Raw genomic sequence first — 22720 nt, 5'->3', positions numbered from 1 at the left:
AATGGAAAAAGTAAAACAAACAATTCGTGCGCCAAGAGGTACTGAGCTACAAACGAAAGGGTGGGTTCAAGAAGCTGCACTTCGTATGTTAATGAACAATTTAGACCCTGAAGTTGCTGAAAAACCAGAAGAATTAGTTGTATATGGTGGAATTGGCCGTGCAGCTCGTAACTGGGAAAGCTATCAGGCGATTGTAGATTCATTAAAAACGTTAGAAAGCGATGAAACGTTACTTGTTCAATCAGGAAAACCAGTTGCTATTTTTAAATCACATGAGGATGCACCTCGCGTACTGTTAGCGAACTCAAACTTAGTACCGAAGTGGGCGAACTGGGATCACTTCCGTGAACTAGAGAAAAAAGGTCTTATGATGTACGGACAAATGACAGCAGGTAGCTGGATTTACATTGGAACACAAGGGATTTTACAAGGAACATATGAAACATTTGGTGAAGCGGCACGTCAACATTTCGATGGTTCATTAAAAGGTACATTAACACTTACTGCTGGTTTAGGTGGTATGGGTGGTGCACAACCTCTTGCTGTAACGATGAATGGCGGTGTTGTCATTGCTATTGATGTTGATAAGCGCAGCATCGATCGTCGTATTGAAAAGAGATACTGTGATATGTATACAGAATCATTAGAAGAAGCGTTAACTGTTGCGAACGAGTATAAAGAGAAGAAAGAACCGATTTCTATTGGCTTATTAGGAAATGCGGCAGAAATTTTACCAGAGCTAGTGAAGCGCAATATTACGCCAGATTTAGTTACGGATCAAACATCTGCTCATGATCCATTAAACGGCTATATTCCAGTAGGTTACACATTAGAAGAAGCGGCAAAACTTCGTGAAGAAGATCCAGAACGTTACGTACAATTATCAAAAGAAAGCATGACAAAACATGTAGAAGCAATGCTTGCTATGCAAGAAAAAGGCGCAATTACATTTGATTATGGAAATAACATTCGCCAAGTTGCTTTCGATGAAGGTTTGAAAAATGCATTCGATTTCCCAGGATTCGTTCCAGCATTTATCCGTCCATTATTCTGCGAAGGAAAAGGGCCATTCCGCTGGGTAGCACTTTCTGGTGATCCAGAAGATATTTATAAAACAGACGAGGTAATTTTACGTGAATTCGCTGACAATGAGCATTTATGTAACTGGATTCGTATGGCACGTCAGCAAGTTGAATTCCAAGGTCTTCCATCACGTATTTGTTGGCTTGGTTACGGTGAACGCGCGAAATTCGGACGCATCATTAATGAGATGGTTGCAAATGGTGAATTATCAGCACCAATCGTTATCGGTCGTGACCATTTAGATTGTGGATCAGTAGCATCTCCAAACCGTGAAACAGAAGCGATGAAAGACGGTAGTGATGCAGTAGCTGACTGGCCGATTTTAAACGCATTAATTAATAGTGTAAACGGTGCGAGCTGGGTGTCTGTTCACCACGGTGGCGGCGTTGGTATGGGTTATTCACTTCACGCTGGAATGGTTATCGTTGCAGACGGAACAGAAGCGGCAGCAAAACGTATTGAGCGCGTATTAACTTCTGACCCTGGTATGGGTGTTGTTCGTCACGTGGATGCAGGATATGACTTAGCTGTGGAAACTGCGAAAGAAAAAGGCGTTAACATTCCGATGATGAAATAAGGAGGAGAAAACATGCTGGACACTTTACTAATAAATATCGGTCAATTACTAACAATGGATCAAGAAGATGGCTTGTTAAGACGGGAAGCGATGAACACGCTTCCTGTTATCGAAAACGGTGCGGTTGGAATTGAAAACGGCGTAATTACTTTCGTTGGAACAGCGGAAGAAGCGAAAGGATTACACGCGAAAGAAGTGATTGATTGCGGTGGGAAAATGGTTTCTCCTGGTCTTGTTGACCCGCATACTCATCTTGTATTTGGTGGATCTCGTGAAAATGAAATCGCACTAAAACTACAAGGAGTTCCGTACTTAGAAATTTTAGAACAAGGCGGAGGTATTCTTTCAACTGTAAATGCAACGAAACAAGCGTCGAAAGAAGAACTTGTTCAAAAAGCGAAATTCCATCTAGATCGTATGCTATCTTTCGGTGTGACAACTGTGGAAGCGAAGAGTGGTTACGGATTAGATGATGAGACAGAATGGAAACAATTAGAGGCAACTGCACAATTACAAAAAGAGCATCCAATCGATTTAGTTTCAACGTTTTTAGGTGCTCATGCAGTTCCGAAAGAGTATAAAGGTAGATCAAAAGAATTTTTACAATGGATGTTAGACTTACTACCAGAAATGAAAGAGAAGCAACTAGCTGAATTCGTTGATATTTTCTGTGAAACAGGTGTGTTCTCTGTAGAAGAATCAAAAGAGTTTTTATTAAAAGCGAAAGAGCTTGGCTTTGATGTTAAAATTCATGCAGATGAAATTGACCCTCTTGGTGGTGCGGAAGCAGCGGCTGAAATCGGTGCAGCATCAGCGGACCATTTAGTTGGCGCTTCTGATAAAGGAATTGAAATGCTTGCAAATTCGAATACAGTCGCAACATTATTACCAGGAACAACTTTCTATTTAAATAAAGAAAGCTTTGCTCGTGGTCGTAAAATGATTGATGAAGGTGTTGCAGTTGCGTTAGCTACAGACTTTAACCCAGGTAGCTGTCCAACGGAAAACATTCAGCTTATTATGAGCATTGCAATGCTAAAACTGAAAATGACACCAGAAGAAGTTTGGAATGCTGTAACAGTTAACTCATCATATGCCATTAATCGAGGCGATGTAGCTGGGAAAATTAGAGTGGGTCGTAAGGCAGATTTAGTTTTATGGGATGCTTACAATTATGCTTACGTACCGTATCATTACGGCGTAAGTCATGTAAACACAGTATGGAAGAATGGTAATATCGCATATACAAGAGGTGAACAATCGTGGAGCACGGCCACTATTTAAAGAAAAATGCAAAGTTTATCGATCGCGAAGTAACGAAATGGAGTGAGATGATTAAAGATTGGGAGGAAGGTGTAGAAATATTCGGTGCGGCCTTAATTGGAGCACCCCTTTCTAAGCCATCTATTAGTCATTCCGGAGCAAGTTTTGCGCCAAAAACAATTCGTGCGATGTTAGATGCATATAGCACATACGCAATTACAGAAGAACACGATATGAAAGAAAGTGTCTTATATGATTGCGGTGATATTACGATGCATGTGACGGATATAAAAGAAAGTCATAACCGAATTGCGAAAACAGTTGGTCACTTAACGAAAGTAAATCCGAAAATGATACCAATCATTCTTGGTGGTGACCATTCGATTAGTTTTCCTAGTGTAACAGGTTTTGCAAATAGTAAAGGAAAGGTCGGTATTATTCAATTTGATGCCCATCATGATTTACGTAATTTAGATGATGGTGGTCCATCAAATGGTACACCGTTCCGTAGTTTACTAGAAAATGATGTCATTACAGGAAAACAACTCGTTCAAATTGGAATTCGTAATTTTTCAAATGCACGAGCATACCATGAATATGCAAAAGAGCATGGTGTGACAGTGTATACAATGAAGGATGTAAGAGAAAGAGAAATAAAAGATATTATCGCGGAAAGTATTGAAGTATTAAGAAAACAAGGTGTGACGTCTATTTATATTTCTCTTGATATGGACGTACTAGACCAAGCGTTTGCGCCAGGTTGTCCAGCAATTGGCCCTGGAGGAATGGATAGCGCAACTTTACTTGATGCGATCGAATTCCTTGGCAAAGAACCGCTCGTTCAAGGGATGGATATAGTAGAAATTGATCCAACTCTTGATTTTAGGGATATGACGAGCAGAGTAGCAGCGCAAGTGATTATGAGTTTTCTTTTAGCACGAGAAACGATTAGTAAACAGGTTAGTATATAGATGAGGAATCGTGTGTGAAGTTTTGAAGTAAACGTTTTTGTCTTTCGTGTTGCGCATTATATAAAAGTACATCACTATTTATTTGTAGTGATGTATTTTTTATTTTATAACGTATATAAAATCGGAAGGGATGGGTGTGAAAAGGTAACAAAATCGCGGGTTTTTTAGTGTTTTTGTACAGATTGAATTTTTCTGTTTAAATAAATTGACATGGAAAATAATTTTATGATATTATAAAAATTTTGCTAAAAAAATGAATGTGTGTTAAGATTGAGAAGGTTACCATATATGGAGGTGGATTATTTGTTTCAAATTGGCGATAACATTGTTTATCCAATGCAGGGAGCAGGTATAATTAAAGCCATAGAAGAGAAAGAAATCGCAGGAAAAAAACAACAGTATTATGTTATAAAAATGTCGGGTAGTAATATGGAAATAATGATTCCTGAAGGGAAAATATTGAATTCAAATATACGACCAGTCACGGATATAAAGGCATTAACACACATAATAGATATTTTTCAGCATGGAGAATCAGATAGATTACTTACGTGGAAACAAAGATATAAAGTGAATACAGATAAAATAAAGACGGGTAAAATACAAGAAGGTGCTGAAGTTGTGCGTGATTTATTACGTATGCAGAAAGAAAAAGCACTTAATGCAAGCGAAAAGAAAATGTTAGATAACGCACATGAATTTTTGATTAGTGAACTGGGATTAATTGAAGGTATCACAGAAAATCAAATAAAAAGCTTTTGTTAAGATTCATTATGAATAATGTATTATATCCCAAAAAAGATCTTGAATTTTTTGGGAGTATAATTATAGAGAATCAATCATTTCAAAGACATTCAACTCTTTCAAACCACTTTTAGAGCATTAACCTCTTTTGTTATTACTACAATCAAATCCATTTTTATTTTTTAATTTCTTTTACGAATGTTCGAAGTTTAATTCAATACTTCGATAAAATAGTTACTTAATTTTTGCAATCCTGATTCACACTGGCACGGACGAGGAGCCGTAAGGATGAAAGAGAGGTAGGGCTTTCATTGTTTTAGGTATATAAGTTATTATTTTTAGAAGAATACTGAACCATTTTCACTTCTATTGATAAGGGATTTTATTATATGTGAATATATAATCATTGTATATATTCTTTCTATAAAAGAGATAAACGAATTGACAGCCATATATGGTCAACTAAAAAAGGTTTCCTACTTAGGGAACCTTTTTAATTTTATTTATAGCATTCTATTTTTTTGATATTCGAATGTTTTATGGTGAAGTCGTATAAATTGACGTTACTATCTAAAAGTAAGTATGATGCGATTATAGTTAGATTTTTTAGGGGGAAGAAAAATGACAAGTGCAAATAATAAAGCGGCAAGTATTTATGAAGGAACAAATATAAACGCTTGGGGGTCTTTTGAAAATATTGAAGAAACGAAGTTGTTTGATTCGATTCAAATTGGATCTTGGTCTCTTCGTAATCGCATAGCAATGGCACCGATGACGAGATGTTTTGCAGATAATGAGACTGGTGTAGTGGGTGCTGATGTAGTGGAGTACTATAGAAAACGTGCTGCTGACGGAGTTGGATTAATTATTACAGAAGGAATTGTTATTAGTTCAAGAGCGAAAGGGAATCCAGGAGTACCGGGAATTTATACACAAGAACAAATCGATTCTTGGAAACCTGTTACAGAGGCAGTACATAAAGAAGGTGGGACGATTATCGCTCAAATATGGCATGTTGGGCGTATGAGTCATCATGAAATAATTGGTGGTCAATTGCCGCAAGCACCGTCTGCAATCGCTGCAGAAGGAAATGTTCCGCGTTTTCGTAAACCGTTTGATACACCGGAAGCAATGACGTTAGAAGAAATAAAAGAAGTTATTGGCCAATACGCACAAGCTGCGAAAAACGCGATCGAAGCTGGATTTGATGGAGTAGAAATTCACGGTGCGCACGGATATTTAATTGATCAGTTCACGTATGAATTTGCGAATAAGCGTACGGATCAATACGGCGGTGATTTAAAGCAAAGGTTAACATTTATGAAAGAAGTAACAGAGGCTGTAATAGAAGAAGTTGGAGCTGATAAAACACTTCTTCGCTTCTCTGCTTTCAAAGGAGATAACCCTACTTATATGTGGGAAAATCCAGAACTTGCGATTGAAACGTTCGTAAATATGTTTAAAGAAGTTGGATTAATGATGATCCATCCTTCGACGATGAATTATACGCAAGTGATTGCTGACGGAAAGAATTTTCATCAATTAGTAAGAAAATATTGGGATGGTACGATTGTTGGTGTTGGTAATTTGAATCCGAAAGAGGCCGAAGAAGCACTGCAAGAAGGAACAATTGACGTAGCTGCATTCGGAAGACCGTTAATTGCAAATCCGGACTTTGTTCATCGAATTAAACATGCTGAAAGTTTAGTTGAATATGACGCGAAAGAGCATCTTGCAACATTAGTGTGAATAAAGATAAAGGAGAACACATCGAGTGTTCTCCTTTTATTATGGGATTTCATAGGGGGAAGCGGGATGAGTGAAGCGCTACTCGTTATTATTAGTATATTACTATTTTTAATGTTGATTTTAATCGTCTTTTTTATCATTACATTGTTTATAAAAAAACGGACGCATCATTCTATTTTGAAATTACATCCATACTTAGGAAGGATGCGCTACTTACTGGAAAAGATAGGGCCTGAATTTCGGCAATATTGGTTTGATCACGATACGGATGGAAAGCCGTTCTCGCGTTATGATTTTCAAAGTGTTATGTTTTTAGCGAAATATCGCTCTGAAATACTTGGCTTTGGATCGAAACGAGATTTTGAAGCTTCTGGCTATTATATTGCTAATACATTGTTTCCGATATTAACTGAGGAATTAAGTGTGAATCTATTGCAAGAGCGGGAAGGTAAAAAGTATGTGATTCATAAAGAAGGGTTATTTTCAAGAAGAGAAAAATTGACAGCGGATACAACAAATCTTTGGTTGTATGAAGAAGACGATGCAATTATAGTCGGTGAAAATCGTAAATATCCGTGGAAACTACATGGCATGTTCGGGGCATCTGCGACTTCTTACGGTGCGATTGGAGAAAATTATATTTTAGCGAGCGGTTTTGGAGCGAAAATGGCAGGCGGGTCGTGGATTAATACTGGCGAAGGGGGCGTTATTCCAGAACATTTACATACAGGTGCGAATATCGTCGCACAAATTGGTCCAGGGTTATTTGGATACCGTGATGAGGGCGGTAATTTTTCAATGGAGAAGTTTATGGAGAAGGCGAAAGAAAGTAATATTAAAGCATTCGAATTAAAATTTGGGCAAGGTGCTAAAATACGTGGTGGTCATTTAGAGGGGCAAAAAGTAAATGAGAAAATTGCTTCTGTTCGGAATGTACGAGAAGGAGAGACAATTAATTCACCGAATCGATTTTCATTTTTAAACAATGCAGCGGATACCCTTTATTTTATTCAACAGTTGCAAGAAAAAGGCGGTAAACCAGTCGGGATGAAAATTGTAATTGGTCAGCAGGAGCCTTTGGAAGACTTATTCAAAACAATGAAAGAAGTAAACGTGTATCCAGATTTTCTAACCATTGACGGTTCGGAAGGTGGATCAGGCGCAACTTACAAATCCATGGCAGATAGTATGGGATTACCGCTTATTCCAGCGCTACTTACATGCATTGATACAGCAAATCATTATGGTATACGTAATAAATTCAAAGTGTTTGCTTCCGGGAAGTTAATTACCCCTGATAAGGTAGCGATTGCTTTAGCAATTGGAGCAGATGCTGTAAATTCAGCGCGTGGTTTTATGATGGCGAGCGGTTGTATTATGGCGCTTCAATGTAATTCTGGACAGTGCCCATCTGGTGTTGCCACGACGAATCCTCATTATCAAAAAGCGTTAGATCCATATGAGAAGAAGTGGCGGGTCATGAATTACATTATTAGTATGAGATATAGTTTATTTTCGTTAGCAGCAGCAGCGGGAGTGAAGAGTCCGCGTCATTTAACGAGAGAGCATATCGTATTTAAGGATGAAAGGGGAAGAATTGTTCCGTTGTCGGAATTATTCCCTATTGTAAATAGGAGATAAAATATACGTGTTAAAGGTCATACATTTGTATGGCTTTTTTTAAATTTGAAATGAAATAAGTAACTTATTGACAAGGAAAAGTAAGTAACTTATAATAAATATTAAGTTCGAGATAAATAACATTTTAAATAAAGATTGATTATAGACAGAATGAATATTTTTCGGAGTTTTATCTCGAATTCGAGATAATTTTGAAAGGTTAGAAGTCAATGTGTAGCTTCATAACCAATATCTCGGATTCAAGATAAAATTATAATGATGGATTTTACTTTGTAGTATGGACAAAATGAATAATGAATCTTAATGTAAAACAATTTTTATAATGAAATAAAAAAGGAGCGGGCGAAATGGAAAAGAAAACAATGGGGATACATCATATTACAGCGATTGTAGGACACCCACAAGAAAATGTAGATTTTTATGCTGGTGTATTAGGCTTACGTTTAGTAAAACAAACCGTAAATTTTGATGATCCAGGTACGTACCATCTTTATTTTGGTAATGAGGGAGGAAAACCTGGAACAATTATTACGTTTTTCCCATGGGCAGGTGCTCGTCAAGGAATTATCGGTGACGGTCAAGTAGGCATCACTTCTTATGTTGTACCAAAAGGGGCAATGGAGTTTTGGGAAAATAGATTAGAGAAATTTGATGTTCCGTATACGAAGATGACTCGCTTCGGAGAACAGTATGTAGAATTTGATGATCCGCATGGTTTGCATATAGAATTAGTTGAAAGAGAAGAAGGCGAATTAAATGATTGGACTTTTGGAGAAGTTACGCCAGAAGTAGCAATTAAAGGATTTGGCGGTGCGGTTCTTTTATCGGCACAACCTCAAAAAACAGCTGAGTTGTTAGAGCATGTGATGGGTCTTGAGAAAGTTGGAGAAGAAGGTGAGTTTGTACGATTCCGTTCTTCTGCTGACATTGGAAATATAATCGATTTGAAATTAACAACAATCGGACGCGGCCAGATGGGTGTTGGTACAGTTCATCATATTGCTTGGAGGGCGAGTGACGATGCTGATCAACTAGATTGGAAAGAGCATGTATCTCGATTTGGATACGGCGTAACTCCTGTACAAGATCGAAATTATTTTAATGCGATTTATTTTAGAGAACACGGTGAAATCTTATTTGAAATTGCAACAGATCCTCCTGGTTTTGCTCATGACGAATCGTTAGAGACGATGGGCGAGGAATTAAAGTTACCGGAACAATATGAACAACATAGAAAACAGATTGAACAAACGCTTTTACCGTTTGAAGTAAGAAATTTAGATTAAAGTGATTGAAAGGGGAAAAGGATTATGATGAAACATGTTTTTCAAAAAGGAACAGATACGTCAAAACCAGTGTTGTTATTACTTCATGGTACTGGCGGTAATGAACTAGATTTATTGCCACTTGCAGAAAGAATTGACGCTGAAGCTTCAGCATTAAGTGTTAGGGGAAATGTATTAGAAAATGGTATGCCACGTTTCTTCCGTAGATTAGCAGAAGGTATTTTTGATGAAGAGGATTTGATTTTCCGTACGAAGGAATTAAATGGTTTTTTAGATGAAGCAGCAAAAACATATGAATTTGATAGAAACAACATTGTAGCTATTGGTTATTCAAATGGAGCGAATATTGCGGCAAGCTTATTGTTCCATTACGAAAATGCGTTAAAAGGTGCGATTCTTCATCACCCGATGGTGCCTAGAAGAGGGATGCAATTGCCTGATTTGGCAGAAAAAGCTGTATTTATTGCTGCTGGAACAAATGATCCGATTTGCTCACCTTCTGAATCAGAGGAATTGAAGACGTTATTAGAAAGTGCGAATGCAAGCGTAATGATGCATTGGGAAAATAGAGGGCATCAATTAACAATCGGTGAAGTGGAAAAAGCAAAAGAGTGGTATGATAAAATAATTCTATAAGCTGTAAATAATACTAAAAGCATCTGCTAACGATTAGCAGATGCTTTTAGTATTGTTAAGATTGAATTGTGAGATGGGATGAAGAAAGTGGTAATTGAATATCAACGATCGTACCTTTATGTAGTTCACTTGAAATGTGTAATTTACCATGGTGCTCTTCAATTATTTTGTAACACATCATTAATCCTAGTCCAGTACCTTTTTCTTTTAAACTATAAAATGGTTCGCCTAAACGGGAGATGCGGTCTTCAGGAATGCCACAGCCTTCGTCAATAATACGAATTACAATGAAATTATCGTCTAACGGTTTGATTTGAATAAAAATATTTCCGCCATTTGGCATCGCTTCTATTGCGTTTTTTAATACGTTAATAAAAACTTGTTTTAATTGATTACCGTCGCATTGAATGTCATGTTTATGGTTAAAATGATCCATAATGATGTGGACGCTATGCATGATGGCAGTCGGTAAAATGAATGTGACTACCTCTTCTATTAAAGTTTGTATGTTGTAAGTTTTGATAGATAAAACTTGCGGTTTAGACATCGCCATAAATTGACTCGTGATAGATTCCATTTGTGAAATCTCACTTAACATAACATCGACATACCATTTATTTTCCTCATTGATTTCAGGAAGTAGCAATGTTAAAAAACCTTTGAGAGAAGTGAGCGGATTTCGAATTTCATGGGCAATTCCAGCTGTTAGTTGTCCGACTACTGCGAGCTTTTCTGATTTTCGTAATAACTTTTCAGTTTCTTTTAGCTCCGTAACATCTCTTCCCATCACGATAAGACCTTTTCGAGAACCGTCGGGATGATAAAGTGGAACTTTTGATATACTTAAAATTAGGTCGAAATCCTCTCTATGTATAATGAATTCCTCTCCATGAATAATTTGTCTTTGTTGCCATGCCAGTTCATCTACTTCTTCACAGTGTAAAAAAGCGTCTCGGTACGCTTCATTGTATTGAATGAGTTCACTATCCCTTTTTCCATGATAAGGTACATGATGGAAATTGAAGCAAGAAAGTGCATAATCATTCGCTTCAAGCCAGCGACCTTCATGATCTTTAAATATAACAAACGCAGGCATTGAATTCATCAATGTACGCAATCGCTTCTCGCTATCTTTTAACACTTTCTCAATTCTTTCTGATTTTTCAAGGGGCTTCATAATCGCATATACACCTGTTAGACGATTACGAACAAAAGTGGGAACTAGTTTTGTTACAACATCTAATAAATAGCCGTCTTTATGGTAAATAGAGATGATATACTCTTTTTGATTATCAGCTGTAGTATTTTTTATATATTGTGGCACTTGATCAGAAATATGAGCTTCTAAAATAGAGGTAACGTTTATTCGCTCTAATTCTTCTGAAGAGTAACCTAGTATTCTTTCAGCAGAAGGATTAATATGCAAAATAACGCCTTCTAAGTTCAATGAAATAATACTATCAGGGTTGTGTTCAAAAAGAGAAGCATACATTTCTACTAAAGAACGATCTTGTATATGGTTTCGCAAACGACCAGATATGTTAGGCGGACGTTTTTTTTGCGTAGATGAATATTTTTTACGACTCATAATATTTCCTCCGTACAACTAGCATCTAAAAAGATTTGTCTATTACTAACTATAATATAGATGTAATGTGTATTTCTATAAAAAATGGAAGTTGCAGAAAAAATTTATTTTCTTTATTTTTAGTGAAAGAAATATAAGATGGTAATAAGAGGAGCTTATATTGTTTTATAAATCTTTTGTAAGTTACAGGGGGGGGGGTTCCTTATAACATTAGAATAGAAGAGGGGGAGAGAAAATGAAAAATTATATTCAAGGAATCGATCATGTGCAAGTTGTTGCACCTGCAGGATGTGAAGAAGAAGCGCGAGCATTTTATGGTAATACAATTGGCATGGAAGAAATCCCAAAGCCAGAGGAATTAAAGAAGCGTGGTGGATGTTGGTTTAAGTGTGGGAATCAAGAAATCCATATTGGTGTGGAGCAAAACTTTATCCCAGCTAAAAAGGCACATCCCGCCTTTTATGTGAATGAAATTAATGAATTTAAGCAAATGTTGATAGATCGAGGTGTCGAAGTGATTGATGATCATGCACGGCCAGATGTAATTAGATTTTACGTGTCTGATCCATTTGGAAATCGAGTTGAATTTATGCAAAATAAAGACTAGGTGGATTCCCGCCTAGTCTTTAACTTCTTCTGAAAAGTCCTAAAACTTCTACAGTTTCCGTAATATTAACGAACGCATTTGGGTCAATTTCAGAAATTGTTAATTTCATACTTGCTAATTCTTCACGAGAAACGACTGTCATAAGTACACGCTTTTTCTCGCTTGAGTAAGCACCTTCTCCGTCAAGTAATGTAATCCCGCGTACAACGGTTGAAAGAAGGTGTTGTTTCATTTTTTCTGCTTCATTTGTTACAATCATAAGTGTAACTTTACTATGTTTTGTATGAACAGCATCGATTACTTTACCAGTTACATAAATGGAAAGTAAGCTTGTAAGTGCAACATCCCAAGTGAAGAAGAATCCTGCAATAACAACAACGACTGCATTTAAAGCAATAAGGAATCCGCCAAGTTTAATGTCTCGCTTGCGGGATAATAACATACCGATAATATCAAATCCACCAGTTGATCCATTACAGTTAAAAACAAGACCGATACCAGCTCCGGCAATGACACCACCGAAGATAGATGATAAAAGTGGATCTGTTGCTACGACTTTTACTGGAACATAGTATAATGCAACAGATAATACAATTACAGAGATAACAGTGTTAAAAACTACTTTTTTTCCAAGACCTATGTATCCTAAAATAAGGATAGGTAAGTTTAATACGAAGTTAATAATCCCTGTATTCACAGGAGTTACAATCCCTAAAATAATAGCGATTCCGCCAATTCCACTACTTAAAATTTTGTGGGGGATAAGGAAAAGATTAAAGGCAATTGCAATAATAATAGAACCAATAATAACACCAAGAAATCTAATCATCTCTTTCCCTTCCTTCACTAAAAAATTCATATTATTTCAAGATTATATATGATATTGAAAGTTTTGGGTAAAAACAGTTTATTTTGTAGAATTAGATTAATCAAAACCGTTTGATTATTTCGCAATTTGAAAGGGGATGCAAATTTGAGAGTAAATACGTATCAGCAAAAAAGTCCATTGAAGCAAGAATGTGAGGATTCTTATTTTTGTAATGAAGATCAAATGATTTATGGTGTGTGTGATGGTGCAACACCACTCGTCCCGTTTCGTGATGAAAAGGGACATAATGGAGCGTACATCGCTTCACATTTATTTGCAAGTTATTTTACTGCATTACGAGAAAAGCATAGTTTACAAGTTGCAGTTGCGAAAGCAAATGAAGCATTGCAAAACAAAATGCTGGAATATAAAGTAGACACGAGAAAAAAAGAGCACTTGTGGTGCACATGTATTGCGGCAGTTCAAATAGATGGTGCGAAAATTGAATATGCGCAGCTGGGTGACTGTATGATCGTTGCAATTCTTCAAAATGGAACGATGCGAGTAGTATCGAAAGACACGGTTAAAGGAATTAGTGAACGTGCAAAAAAGAAGAGGGAAGAAGATCGTAAAAAAGGTTTATCTGTACTAGAAGAACATGTTTTTCAAGATGTTAGAGAACAGTTAAAATACAATCGTTATCTTGCAAATATGCAGGGTGGCTATTCTGTTGCAAACGGAATGAAAGAAGCAATGAATTACTTACAACATGGTGAATTACATATAGATGAAGTGAGTGGGATTTTTATTTGTTCAGACGGATTATTCCACCCAGATTGGCCACTCGAACAAACTGTTGCATATATAAGAAAGAATAGTATAAATGAATACGTAGCAATTATTGAAGAGTTAGAAGGAATAGATAGAATCAGACCAGACGATAAAACAATTGTAATGATTGATTTTTGAGAGGAGGCAGTTCAAATGGAAATTAAATGTGCAAATCTAACATTTAAAGATGAATTAGTTCCTTTAGAAAGAATAGATAAACTAATTATTCACCATACATCAGAAGATGGATGGGATGTGTATAAAACACACGAATTTCATCAAACTGTAAGAGGGTGGAGCGGAATTGGTTACAATTATTTTATTGAAGAAGATGGAACTGTAGTGGAAGGGCGAGGGTTACATATTGGAGCACATGCGAAAGATAATAATAGGGATACAATTGGAATATGTATGACGGGTAATTTCGATAAATATGATCCAACTACCCCGCAAATGAATGCATTATATTCTTTATGTAAAATGTTTATGAAGCAGTTTGCTATAAAGAAAGAAAATATACTCGGTCATAGGGAGCTAGAAGGCGTGACAAAAAGTTGTCCTGGGAATCGTTTTTCTATGGTAGAGTTAAGAAATGTACTATCTTAAATATAGAGGAGTAGCGAATAATGATGAATATAAAAATAACGAACGATAAAAAAGAAGAGCTTGTAGCACAAATTCAGCAATTTTTCATGGAAGAAGATTTAGATGAAATCGGACGATTTCAAGCAGAACGTTTAATAGAAGAAATGATTAAATTAATTGGACCATTTGCATACAATCAAGCAATTGGAGATGCAAGAAAGCTTGTAAGTGAGAAATTAACGAATATAGAAGAAGATTTATATGTGTTAGAGAAGAGTGAGGGAAAATAAAAAAGAGCCGACGGGCTCTTTTTTATTTCCCTTCTTTATATTCTTTTATATGCATGTGCTTTTTCTTTTAAACCATGATCATGCTTAGTCATACACTTCTCTTTCTTGTAGTTTGAATATTATTAATAGGATAGAAAAGAAGCTGTCATAAAATGTATAAGACTGTAATGGAAAGAGAAAGAATGTTAATTACATGTCTTTTGCAGTCCAAATTGATTTTGTATAAGCGATTTTCATATGGGCACGTTCCATATTATTTTGACTGCCGCTACCGAATCTTGCTTGTCCAACTATTAAATTACAATTGGATTCAATAGCTGTCTCAATTCGTTTTTGAATTAATGCAGTATGACAGCCTCTACGCTGAAATTCTGGCAAAGTAGCAGAAGCGGCTAATGAGGCAATCCCTTGATTTATATACAGAACACCAATGCCCGCAGGGATATTTTGAACTTCAGCTATGAAAAAATGCCATCCAGGTTTATTGTAAAGAATTTCGTTGTTTTGATGGACGCCATCTTTTGTAAAGGACGGCATATTAAATCCGCTTACATATATGTCTGCGAAAATATTAAACTCATTTTCTTTTAGTTGGCGTACTGAAATGTTAGACGGAAGAAGGGATGAATCTTCTCTCGGTATATTATATAAAGCAGTATGGAAGCTGGATTGGTAAAAACCTTTTTGAGATAAATATTGAAATAGTTCAGTTGTGCCTTGCGCTGGTGTGATTTCAAAGCGGCAAGGAATTTGTAGTGATTGATAATAAGAGATGATTTCATCTATCTGATCTGTATTTGTAAATGTAATGCCTTTTACTGTATTAAAAGTAGGACCAGCAATCACTTTTGATGAAAAGGCAGTGGCACTCCCGAATTTTTTCATTTGTACTTGCATTGGGTTTCCATTTATTTCTTGTAGTGCCTCTAATCTAGAAGAAAGCATATTTATTTCCGCGTTTTCAATTTCACTGGCTGCATCAAGTGTCATAATTGTACTCATAAGATTCCTCCGTCAATTAATATAGTTTATAGTACATATACGATTTTTGCTCAGAGATTCCTGTTGTAATGTAAGAGAATAAGAAGTTTTTTGGAAGGGAAATGGAAGTGAACTGTCGAAGGGAGTGGAAACAGATTAAAGGTGGTGCTCTCATGAAACAGAAAGACGTGCAGACATGCTCTCATTGTGGTTCTCAAAACATAGGGGAAGGAGAGTTTATCGGATATGCACAAATAAGGAAAAAGGAGACGATGTTCACATCTTCACCAGTGGATGCTTATATTTGTACAGATTGCGGGAATATCCTTTTATTAAAGGTACGGAACTATGAAAAATTTAAGCAGAAGCCGTTATGATCATTGAGAAGTGGTCGTATCCAACGTTATATACGAAACGACTTATATTAAGGAAAATTAATATGAGTGATAGTTTACATATATTTGAGTATGCTGCTGATAAAGAGATGACAACATATACTGTATGGGATGCTCATCAATCGTTGCATGAAACAGCTGAATATATAGAAGGAATTGTGAGTGGGTACGAGAAAGAACAAGTAGCTCCCCTTGGCATAGTGTTAAAAGGGGAGCAAAAACTTATAGGGACTTGTGGGTTTATAAAGTATGATTCAACTGCACATAAAGCAGAAATTGCATACGCTTTATCACGAAAATATTGGGGAAGAGGATTGGCTACCGAGGCTGCATTAGCTTTTTTTAACCATGGTTTTCATGAGTTACGTCTTAATCGTATTGAAGCGGGATGTAACTCGGAAAATGAAGCATCTGAAAGATTAATGAAACGTTTGAATATGGAGTATGAATGTACGCTTCAAAATGATTTGTTCGTTAAAGGTAAGTATCGTGATACGAAAAAGTATCATATATCTAGGGAAAGATATATGAACCAATGAAATAGTTTTTATTGAAAACTCCTTTAAATAAATAAGGGAGTTTTTCGTTTTTTTTATAACAATAATTACCTTTAATTGTTATAATTTGTTATTAGAAGAAAATGTTTTATTAACGTCATAATCATAGAAGAAACTAGCTAAATCGTATATAAAACCGCAATATAACACAATCGCAACCGTAAGTTGACAAAGCGCAACCGCAGGAAGATAGAGGTAAGCGCAATGTTTACGTACAATTTAGTTAAGAAAAACAAAGGGGGACACACATATGGAATTTGGTGAAAAATTATTTAAATTAAGAAAGGAAAAGGGACTTTCTCAAGAAGCGTTAGCTGAGAAATTAAACACGACAAGGCAAGCGGTTAGTAAATGGGAAAATGGTCAAGGTTTTCCTGAAACTGAAAAGTTAATAATGATTGGAAATGTATTCGAAGTATCTCTTGATTACTTATTAAAAGAAACTGCTGAACAAAGTAATGAAAAGGAAAATGGTTATTACGTAAGTAAGGAAATGGCAGAAGGGTATATAGTGTATGGACAAAAAATTTCTAAGTATATTGCATTAGGATTTAGTTTGCTCATTTTATCGACAATACCGTATTTACTATTTAAAGAAAATGCAACAATGTCTACGTTTCTTGTCATTATTATTGCAGTGCTGGGGATTGGAGCGATGATGGTACCTGTAACGATAGAAGAGAGTCGATACAATGTATTGAAAAAAGAAGAACTACTATTTGATCAAAACTTTCTAAAAGAATTGACAAAAAGATATGCGACTATTAAAAAGAAATATGCTGCAGTAGTGGTTGTTGGATTTTGTTTCATAGCAGCAGGAGCAATACCGTTTTTATTTGAAAAAAAACGAATCACTTCAGGAGAGCTAGTGCAGTATTATCCTTACTGTGTTGTACTTATTGCTATTGGATTTTATCTTTTTGTTCGTGTTTTAGGAGTGTTAGAGACGTACCGGATTTTAGTAGAAAATAAAGAATATAGTAATCGTTTTATTTTTAAATTGAAAAAGAAAGTCAGAAAAAAGGTGGATAGTTTATAAAAAATAAAAAACATGTTTCGGATCAGTGTATTCAAAACATGTTTTTTATTGATTTGAATTATTTCCAAAGAAATAATTCAGAAAATACTGAAAAATATCGTAAATATTTGTTGAAGTCTGTTATAATATATGAAAATGAAAACGCTTTAAAGGGAGGATGTAACCAATATGATGATGAATGTACCGCTAACAATTAGTTCTATGATGGAAAGGGCAGAAAAGTTATTCCCAAAGAAAGAAATCGTTTCTCGTACACATGATACCATTACGACATTAACGTATAAACAGCTAGGAGAAAGGACGAGAAGACTTTCTAGTGCGTTAAAAAAGCTTGGGATTAAGGAAGGCGAACGTGTAGGAACGTTAGCATGGAATCATCATCGACATGTGGAAGCATATTTTGCTATTCCGGGTATTGCTTCCATTTTGCACACAATTAATATTCGTTTATCTCCCCAACATATTTCATACATTATTCAGCACGCTGAAGATCGAATTTTACTTATTGATGAAGATCTCGTACCACTCGTTGAAAGTATTCAATCCGAATTATCAACTGTACAAGCCTACATTGTTATGACTGATAAAGATGAGCTCCCAAAAACTACACTTCAGCCTGTATATCATTATGAGAAACTTTTAGAAGAAGGCGATTCAAATTTCCAATTTGTAAAAGATATTGATGAAAATACACCAGCTGGTATGTGTTATACGTCAGCGACTACAGGAAACCCAAAAGGTGTTGTATATACGCATCGTAGTACTGTATTGCATTGTATGGCACTCGGTTTAGCTGATACAGCTGCTTTATCGGAAAGTGATGCAGCGATGGCGATTGTACCAATGTTTCATGTGAATGCTTGGGGACTTCCTTTTGCAGCTGCTTGGTTTGGTTCAAAACAAGTTCTCCCAGGACCGATGTTTAATCCGAAAATTTTATTAGAGATGATTCAATCTGAAAAAGTAACGATAGCTGCGGGTGTGCCGACAATTTGGCTTGGTGTATTACAAGAGTTAGAAAATAATAGTTACGATTTATCTAGTATAACGAGAATATTATGCGGAGGCGCAGCTGCACCGAAAAGCGTTATTAAAGCGTTTGAACAAAAATATAATGTTCCTTTTATACATGCATACGGCATGACTGAAACAAGCCCGCTCGTAACACTTGCGCGTTTGAAAAGTTATGAAACAGACTTGTCATATGAAGAGCAATTAGAAATCCGCTCTAAACAAGGATATCTTGTTCCGGGTGTTGAGATGAAAGTAGTCGGTACAAATGGTGAAGTGAAGTGGGACGGTACGGAGATGGGAGAATTATGTTTACGAGCGCCTTGGATCGCTGAAAGCTATTATAACGATGATCGTACTGTTGAAGGATTCCGTGACGGTTGGTTATATACTGGCGATGTTGTTACAGTTGATGAGGAAGGCTGCGTAAAAATTGTTGATCGTACGAAAGATGTTATTAAAAGCGGTGGAGAATGGATTTCTTCAGTCGATCTTGAGAACGCTTTAATGGCACATGACGCTATATTTGAAGCAGCTGTCGTTGCAATTCCACACCCACAGTGGCAAGAGCGACCAATTGCCTGCGTTGTTCAAAAGAAAAATAGTACTGTTACAAAAGAAGAGTTATATGAGTTTTTAAAACCACAGTTTGCGAAGTGGTGGTTACCGGATGATATTGTATTTATGGAAGAAATACCGAAAACATCTGTTGGGAAGTTTTTAAAACAGGCGCTTCGGAAAGAACTAGAGCATTTGCATAAAGGAAAATAATGGAATTCTTATTTGTAAACTATCGTTAAAATGAAGTTGACAAAAGCGGGGTTGAAAGCTAATATAATTCTTGTAATATGTTATCTGAATTTAACTTTAAGTTTACAAATAGGAGAAGCAAACATGAATACAAAAAACTTAGTTTTCGTCGCTTTATTTAGTTCTATTATGGGAGTGCTAGGGTTAATACCTCCAATTGCTCTTTCTCTTACACCAGTTCCGATTACTTTACAGTCACTCGGTGTTATGCTTGCGGGTGGACTGTTAGGATCACGTCTTGGAGCACTAAGTCAGCTCGTTTTCTTACTTATTGTAGGAGTTGGTGCACCATTACTTGCAGGTGGACGTGGTGGTCCAAGTGTATTTGTTGGTCCAAGTGCAGGATATTTACTAGGTTATATTGTAGGAGCATTTGTAATTGGTTATTTAATTGAGCGTTTACGTGAAGTTTCTATTATAAAAGTATTATGCATTAATATAATTGGTGGTATTTTCGTAGTTTATGTATTTGGTATCATTGTACAAGCTTTCGTAATGGATATTTCCGTATGGGAAACGATGAAAGTAAGTGTCGTATTTTTACCAGGTGATTGCATAAAAGCGATTATAGCAGCAATTCTCGTGACAAAATTACATCGTTCATTGAAACATATTATTACGCCTGCTTTGAAGAATAGAAAATATACAAATGCGGGATAAGAGAGAAGAAACACGCTAATGCGTGTTTCTTTTTATTATTTTGTAAAGAAAGGACGTCTCATATGGGGATTACAAAAGAATATAAAAAGCATGCTTCTTTGCAACCAAATAAAATAGCGATAAAGGAAAATGATAGAGTATTAACATATAAAGAGTGGTTCGAGTCAGTTTGTAAAGTAGCAAACTGGTTAAATGAAAAAGAATCGAAGAATAAAACGATAGCAATTGTATTAGAAAATAGTATCGAGTTTTTACAACTATTTGCGGGTGCCGCTATGGCCGGATGGATTTGTGTGCCATTAGATATAAAGTGGAAACAGGATGAGCTCAAAGAAAGAATTGCAATCAGTAATCCGAATATGATTGTGACAGAGCGATATAAGGTAAATGATCTATCGGGTGAAGAAGGAAGAGTAATTGAAATTGATAAATGGAAACAAATAATAGAGAACTATCTTCCTATAGAGCACATTGTAGAATGTGTACAACATGCTCCTTTTTATATGGGATTTACATCAGGGTCAACTGGGAAGGCGAAGGCATTTTTACGTGCACAACAATCGTGGGTTCATAGTTTTGATTGTAATGTACATGACTTTCATATGAAAAAGGAAGATTCTATTTTAATAGCTGGGACGTGTGTTCATTCTTTATTCTTATACGGAGCAATAAGTGCACTATATATGGGGCAAACCGTACATACTATGAGAAAGTTTATTCCAAATCAAGTGTTAGATAAGTTAGTAACTGAAAATATTTCGGTTATGTATACAGTACCAACAATGCTGGAGTCTTTATATAAAGAAAATAGAGTAATAGATAATGAAATGAAAATTATTTCGTCAGGAGCGAAATGGGAAGCTGAAGCGAAAGAAAAAATAAAGAGTATATTCCCTTATGCGAAAAAATATGAATTTTACGGTGCATCTGAACTTAGTTTTGTAACAACACTAGTCGATGAAGAGAGCGGTAAGCTAAATTCAGTAGGAAAACCTTGTCACAATGTGCAAGTTCGAATATGTAATGAAGTAGGAGAAATCGTACAGACAGGTGATGTAGGAACTATTTATGTAAAAAGTGATCAGTTTTTTATGGGATACATAATAGAAGGGGTTTTAGTTCCGGAGTTGACTGCAGATGGCTGGATGACAGTGCGAGATGTAGGCTATCAAGATGAAGAAGGTTTCATATATATTGTTGGTAGAGAGAAGAATATGATTTTATTTGGAGGAATCAATATTTATCCAGAAGAAATAGAAAGTGTGTTATATACTCATCCAGCTGTCGAAGAAATTGTTGTAGTTGGTATAAAGGATAATTATTGGGGTGAAAAGCCTGTCGCTATCGTAAAAGGAAGTGCTACGAAGCAACAATTAAAGAGTTTTTGCTTACAACGATTATCTTCTTTTAAAATACCGAAAGAATGGCATTTTGTTGATGAAATACCGTATACAAATAGTGGAAAGATTGCTCGTGTTACAGCAAAAAATATGATTGAAAACCGGGAGAAGATATATGAATAGAGCGGTTATTGTAGAGGCGAAAAGAACACCTATTGGTAAGAAGAATGGGATGTTGAAAGATTATGAAGTTCAGCATTTAGCGGCACCACTTCTTTCGTTTTTAAGTAAAGGAATTGAGAGAGAAATAGACGATGTTATATTAGGGAATGTTGTTGGGCCGGGAGGAAATATTGCAAGGCTGTCTACTTTAGAGGCGGGGCTCGGTTATCATATTCCTGGTGTAACGATTGACCGGCAATGTGGTGCGGGATTGGAGGCAGTACGTACGGCGTGTCATCTCATTCAAGGGGGAGCAGGTAATTGTTATATCGCCGGGGGAGTAGAGAGTACAAGTACATCACCTTTTCAAAAGAGAGCGCGTTTTTCACCTGAAACAATCGGTGATCCTGATATGGGAGTAGCGGCTGAATATGTTGCAGAGCGTTATAACATAACGAGAGAAATGCAAGACAAGTACGCTTGTCTTAGCTATAACCGGACATTACAAGCGTTAGAAAATGGATATATACAAGATGAAATATTGTCACTTAATGGATTATTAGATGAAGCTATAAAGCAAGAAATGAAGTATGAAAGAATTATTAAGAGAACAAAACCTGTATTTTGGCAAAATGGCACAGTAACGGCAGGTAATTCGTGTGGCGTAAATGATGGAGCATGTGCCGTTCTTGTAATGGAAGAGGGGCAAGCCCGAAAATTAGGATACAAGCCTGTCCTTCGTTTCGTTCGCAGTGTTGTAGTTGGAGTGGATCCAAATCTCCCTGGAACTGGTCCGATATTTGCAGTAAATAAATTATTAAATGGAATGAACTTAAAAGTAGAGGACATTGATTATTTTGAAATAAATGAAGCATTTGCTTCGAAAATTGTGGCTTGTGCAAAGGAGTTACAAATTCCGTATGAAAAGTTAAATGTAAATGGTGGTGCGATAGCACTCGGTCATCCGTACGGTGCGTCTGGAGCTATGCTTGTAACGCGCTTGTTTTATCAAGCGCAAAGGGAGCATATGAAATATGGAATTGCGACATTAGGGATTGGTGGTGGAATTGGGCTTGCTCTATTATTTGAGAAAGTAGAAGACTAGC

The 22720-nt window shown here is 36.2% G+C and carries 22 protein-coding genes; 19 read left to right on the top strand and 3 right to left on the bottom strand.

The genetic code is table 11. From position 1 onward, the window contains the following. Position 1: 1 nt before the first annotated feature. The 8 genes from hutU (at position 2) to ACQKNI_RS08090 (ending at position 9950) form a co-directional block, all read left to right on the top strand. Complete coding sequence (gene hutU, locus ACQKNI_RS08125) at positions 2 to 1660, top strand: urocanate hydratase (protein WP_017674198.1); 1659 nt, start codon at positions 2 to 4, stop codon at positions 1658 to 1660. A gap of 12 nt (positions 1661 to 1672) precedes the next feature. Beyond that, the gene (hutI, locus tag ACQKNI_RS08120; RefSeq protein WP_088229955.1) at positions 1673 to 2944 is read left to right on the top strand and encodes an imidazolonepropionase; all 1272 of its coding nucleotides are present in this window, start codon (positions 1673 to 1675) and stop codon (positions 2942 to 2944) included. After that, the gene (hutG, locus tag ACQKNI_RS08115) at positions 2923 to 3894 is read left to right on the top strand and encodes a formimidoylglutamase (protein ID WP_098252594.1); all 972 of its coding nucleotides are present in this window, start codon (positions 2923 to 2925) and stop codon (positions 3892 to 3894) included. The genes hutI and hutG overlap by 22 nt, the downstream gene beginning before the upstream one ends. A gap of 303 nt (positions 3895 to 4197) precedes the next feature. Continuing rightward, positions 4198 to 4659, top strand: a complete 462-nt coding sequence (locus ACQKNI_RS08110; RefSeq protein ID WP_170933751.1) for a CarD family transcriptional regulator — start codon at positions 4198 to 4200, stop codon at positions 4657 to 4659. Between the two features lie 600 nt (positions 4660 to 5259). After that, a complete protein-coding gene (locus ACQKNI_RS08105) occupies positions 5260 to 6387 on the top strand; it encodes an alkene reductase (RefSeq protein ID WP_098252595.1) in 1128 nt (375 codons plus the stop codon). A 66-nt stretch (positions 6388 to 6453) separates the two neighbouring features. Then, a complete protein-coding gene (locus tag ACQKNI_RS08100; RefSeq protein ID WP_088229951.1) occupies positions 6454 to 8028 on the top strand; it encodes an FMN-binding glutamate synthase family protein in 1575 nt (524 codons plus the stop codon). 347 nt (positions 8029 to 8375) lie between these two features. Continuing rightward, positions 8376 to 9314, top strand: a complete 939-nt coding sequence (locus ACQKNI_RS08095; protein WP_098252596.1) for a ring-cleaving dioxygenase — start codon at positions 8376 to 8378, stop codon at positions 9312 to 9314. A gap of 24 nt (positions 9315 to 9338) precedes the next feature. Beyond that, positions 9339 to 9950: an alpha/beta hydrolase gene (locus ACQKNI_RS08090; protein ID WP_098840746.1), complete on the top strand. Its 612-nt coding sequence runs from the start codon at positions 9339 to 9341 to the stop codon at positions 9948 to 9950. A 55-nt stretch (positions 9951 to 10005) separates the two neighbouring features. Here the strand turns inward: ACQKNI_RS08090 and ACQKNI_RS08085 are convergent, their stop codons facing one another. Continuing rightward, positions 10006 to 11538, bottom strand: coding sequence for a BA3702 family sensor histidine kinase (locus tag ACQKNI_RS08085; protein ID WP_088229948.1), 1533 nt, complete (start codon positions 11536 to 11538; stop codon positions 10006 to 10008). 235 nt (positions 11539 to 11773) lie between these two features. On the opposite strand from ACQKNI_RS08085, the gene ACQKNI_RS08080 reads away from it, so the two are divergent. After that, complete coding sequence (locus ACQKNI_RS08080; protein ID WP_088229947.1) at positions 11774 to 12145, top strand: VOC family protein; 372 nt, start codon at positions 11774 to 11776, stop codon at positions 12143 to 12145. Positions 12146 to 12164: 19 nt separating this feature from the next. On the opposite strand, the gene ACQKNI_RS08075 is transcribed toward ACQKNI_RS08080, so the two are convergent. Beyond that, a complete protein-coding gene (locus tag ACQKNI_RS08075) occupies positions 12165 to 12974 on the bottom strand; it encodes a YitT family protein (RefSeq protein WP_088229946.1) in 810 nt (269 codons plus the stop codon). Between the two features lie 144 nt (positions 12975 to 13118). Here ACQKNI_RS08075 and ACQKNI_RS08070 point away from each other — a divergent pair, with 144 nt between their 5' ends. The 3 genes from ACQKNI_RS08070 to ACQKNI_RS08060 are packed head-to-tail and all read left to right on the top strand — an operon-like array spanning position 13119 to position 14659. Then, a complete protein-coding gene (locus ACQKNI_RS08070; protein ID WP_098357351.1) occupies positions 13119 to 13922 on the top strand; it encodes a protein phosphatase 2C domain-containing protein in 804 nt (267 codons plus the stop codon). Between the two features lie 15 nt (positions 13923 to 13937). Next, positions 13938 to 14390: a peptidoglycan recognition protein family protein gene (locus ACQKNI_RS08065; RefSeq protein ID WP_088229944.1), complete on the top strand. Its 453-nt coding sequence runs from the start codon at positions 13938 to 13940 to the stop codon at positions 14388 to 14390. Between the two features lie 20 nt (positions 14391 to 14410). Further along, positions 14411 to 14659 (top strand): DUF2164 domain-containing protein, encoded by a 249-nt coding sequence (locus tag ACQKNI_RS08060; RefSeq protein ID WP_088229943.1) that lies wholly within the window; start codon positions 14411 to 14413, stop codon positions 14657 to 14659. Between the two features lie 189 nt (positions 14660 to 14848). Here the strand turns inward: ACQKNI_RS08060 and ACQKNI_RS08055 are convergent, their stop codons facing one another. Further along, positions 14849 to 15661 (bottom strand): GNAT family N-acetyltransferase, encoded by an 813-nt coding sequence (locus tag ACQKNI_RS08055; RefSeq protein WP_088233227.1) that lies wholly within the window; start codon positions 15659 to 15661, stop codon positions 14849 to 14851. Positions 15662 to 15813: 152 nt separating this feature from the next. Here ACQKNI_RS08055 and ACQKNI_RS08050 point away from each other — a divergent pair, with 152 nt between their 5' ends. The 7 genes from ACQKNI_RS08050 to ACQKNI_RS08020 all read left to right on the top strand — a co-directional run bounded on the left by ACQKNI_RS08050 (position 15814) and on the right by ACQKNI_RS08020 (position 22719). Then, entirely contained in the window at positions 15814 to 16017 is a 204-nt protein-coding gene (locus tag ACQKNI_RS08050) for a hypothetical protein (RefSeq protein ID WP_088233228.1), read from the top strand. Then, positions 16014 to 16574: a GNAT family N-acetyltransferase gene (locus ACQKNI_RS08045; protein ID WP_088233229.1), complete on the top strand. Its 561-nt coding sequence runs from the start codon at positions 16014 to 16016 to the stop codon at positions 16572 to 16574. The genes ACQKNI_RS08050 and ACQKNI_RS08045 overlap by 4 nt, the downstream gene beginning before the upstream one ends. A 268-nt stretch (positions 16575 to 16842) precedes the next feature. Then, entirely contained in the window at positions 16843 to 17631 is a 789-nt protein-coding gene (locus ACQKNI_RS08040) for a helix-turn-helix domain-containing protein (RefSeq protein WP_098252599.1), read from the top strand. A 168-nt stretch (positions 17632 to 17799) separates the two neighbouring features. Then, positions 17800 to 19413: a long-chain fatty acid--CoA ligase gene (locus tag ACQKNI_RS08035; protein WP_088233231.1), complete on the top strand. Its 1614-nt coding sequence runs from the start codon at positions 17800 to 17802 to the stop codon at positions 19411 to 19413. A gap of 123 nt (positions 19414 to 19536) precedes the next feature. After that, positions 19537 to 20112, top strand: a complete 576-nt coding sequence (locus ACQKNI_RS08030) for a biotin transporter BioY (protein ID WP_098252600.1) — start codon at positions 19537 to 19539, stop codon at positions 20110 to 20112. Between the two features lie 62 nt (positions 20113 to 20174). Next, positions 20175 to 21635, top strand: a complete 1461-nt coding sequence (locus ACQKNI_RS08025; RefSeq protein ID WP_088233233.1) for an acyl-CoA synthetase — start codon at positions 20175 to 20177, stop codon at positions 21633 to 21635. Next, positions 21628 to 22719, top strand: a complete 1092-nt coding sequence (locus tag ACQKNI_RS08020; protein ID WP_088233234.1) for an acetyl-CoA C-acyltransferase — start codon at positions 21628 to 21630, stop codon at positions 22717 to 22719. Before ACQKNI_RS08025 ends, ACQKNI_RS08020 begins: the two co-directional genes overlap by 8 nt. Position 22720 lies beyond the last annotated feature (1 nt).

The organism is Bacillus sp. NPDC094064, assembly GCF_050279585.1.
Classification (GTDB): Bacteria; Bacillota; Bacilli; order Bacillales; family Bacillaceae_G; genus Bacillus_A.
The sequence above is the reverse complement of the archived record's forward strand: the minus strand, read 5'-3'. Positions and strand labels throughout refer to the sequence as shown.

Bases quoted from the DNA above. Each gene is read 5' to 3' on its own strand.
- hutU (WP_017674198.1), top strand. From the start codon at position 2: ATGGAAAAAGTAAAACAAACAATTCGTGCGCCAAGAGGTACTGAGCTA.
- hutI (WP_088229955.1), top strand. From the start codon at position 1,673: ATGCTGGACACTTTACTAATAAATATCGGTCAATTACTAACAATGGAT.
- ACQKNI_RS08105 (WP_098252595.1), top strand. From the start codon at position 5,260: ATGACAAGTGCAAATAATAAAGCGGCAAGTATTTATGAAGGAACAAAT.
- ACQKNI_RS08100 (WP_088229951.1), top strand. From the start codon at position 6,454: ATGAGTGAAGCGCTACTCGTTATTATTAGTATATTACTATTTTTAATG.
- ACQKNI_RS08095 (WP_098252596.1), top strand. From the start codon at position 8,376: ATGGAAAAGAAAACAATGGGGATACATCATATTACAGCGATTGTAGGA.
- ACQKNI_RS08090 (WP_098840746.1), top strand. From the start codon at position 9,339: ATGATGAAACATGTTTTTCAAAAAGGAACAGATACGTCAAAACCAGTG.
- ACQKNI_RS08085 (WP_088229948.1), bottom strand. From the start codon at position 11,538: ATGAGTCGTAAAAAATATTCATCTACGCAAAAAAAACGTCCGCCTAAC.
- ACQKNI_RS08080 (WP_088229947.1), top strand. From the start codon at position 11,774: ATGAAAAATTATATTCAAGGAATCGATCATGTGCAAGTTGTTGCACCT.
- ACQKNI_RS08075 (WP_088229946.1), bottom strand. From the start codon at position 12,974: ATGATTAGATTTCTTGGTGTTATTATTGGTTCTATTATTATTGCAATT.
- ACQKNI_RS08065 (WP_088229944.1), top strand. From the start codon at position 13,938: ATGGAAATTAAATGTGCAAATCTAACATTTAAAGATGAATTAGTTCCT.
- ACQKNI_RS08060 (WP_088229943.1), top strand. From the start codon at position 14,411: ATGATGAATATAAAAATAACGAACGATAAAAAAGAAGAGCTTGTAGCA.
- ACQKNI_RS08055 (WP_088233227.1), bottom strand. From the start codon at position 15,661: ATGAGTACAATTATGACACTTGATGCAGCCAGTGAAATTGAAAACGCG.
- ACQKNI_RS08050 (WP_088233228.1), top strand. From the start codon at position 15,814: ATGAAACAGAAAGACGTGCAGACATGCTCTCATTGTGGTTCTCAAAAC.
- ACQKNI_RS08045 (WP_088233229.1), top strand. From the start codon at position 16,014: ATGATCATTGAGAAGTGGTCGTATCCAACGTTATATACGAAACGACTT.
- ACQKNI_RS08040 (WP_098252599.1), top strand. From the start codon at position 16,843: ATGGAATTTGGTGAAAAATTATTTAAATTAAGAAAGGAAAAGGGACTT.
- ACQKNI_RS08035 (WP_088233231.1), top strand. From the start codon at position 17,800: ATGATGATGAATGTACCGCTAACAATTAGTTCTATGATGGAAAGGGCA.
- ACQKNI_RS08030 (WP_098252600.1), top strand. From the start codon at position 19,537: ATGAATACAAAAAACTTAGTTTTCGTCGCTTTATTTAGTTCTATTATG.
- ACQKNI_RS08025 (WP_088233233.1), top strand. From the start codon at position 20,175: ATGGGGATTACAAAAGAATATAAAAAGCATGCTTCTTTGCAACCAAAT.
- ACQKNI_RS08020 (WP_088233234.1), top strand. From the start codon at position 21,628: ATGAATAGAGCGGTTATTGTAGAGGCGAAAAGAACACCTATTGGTAAG.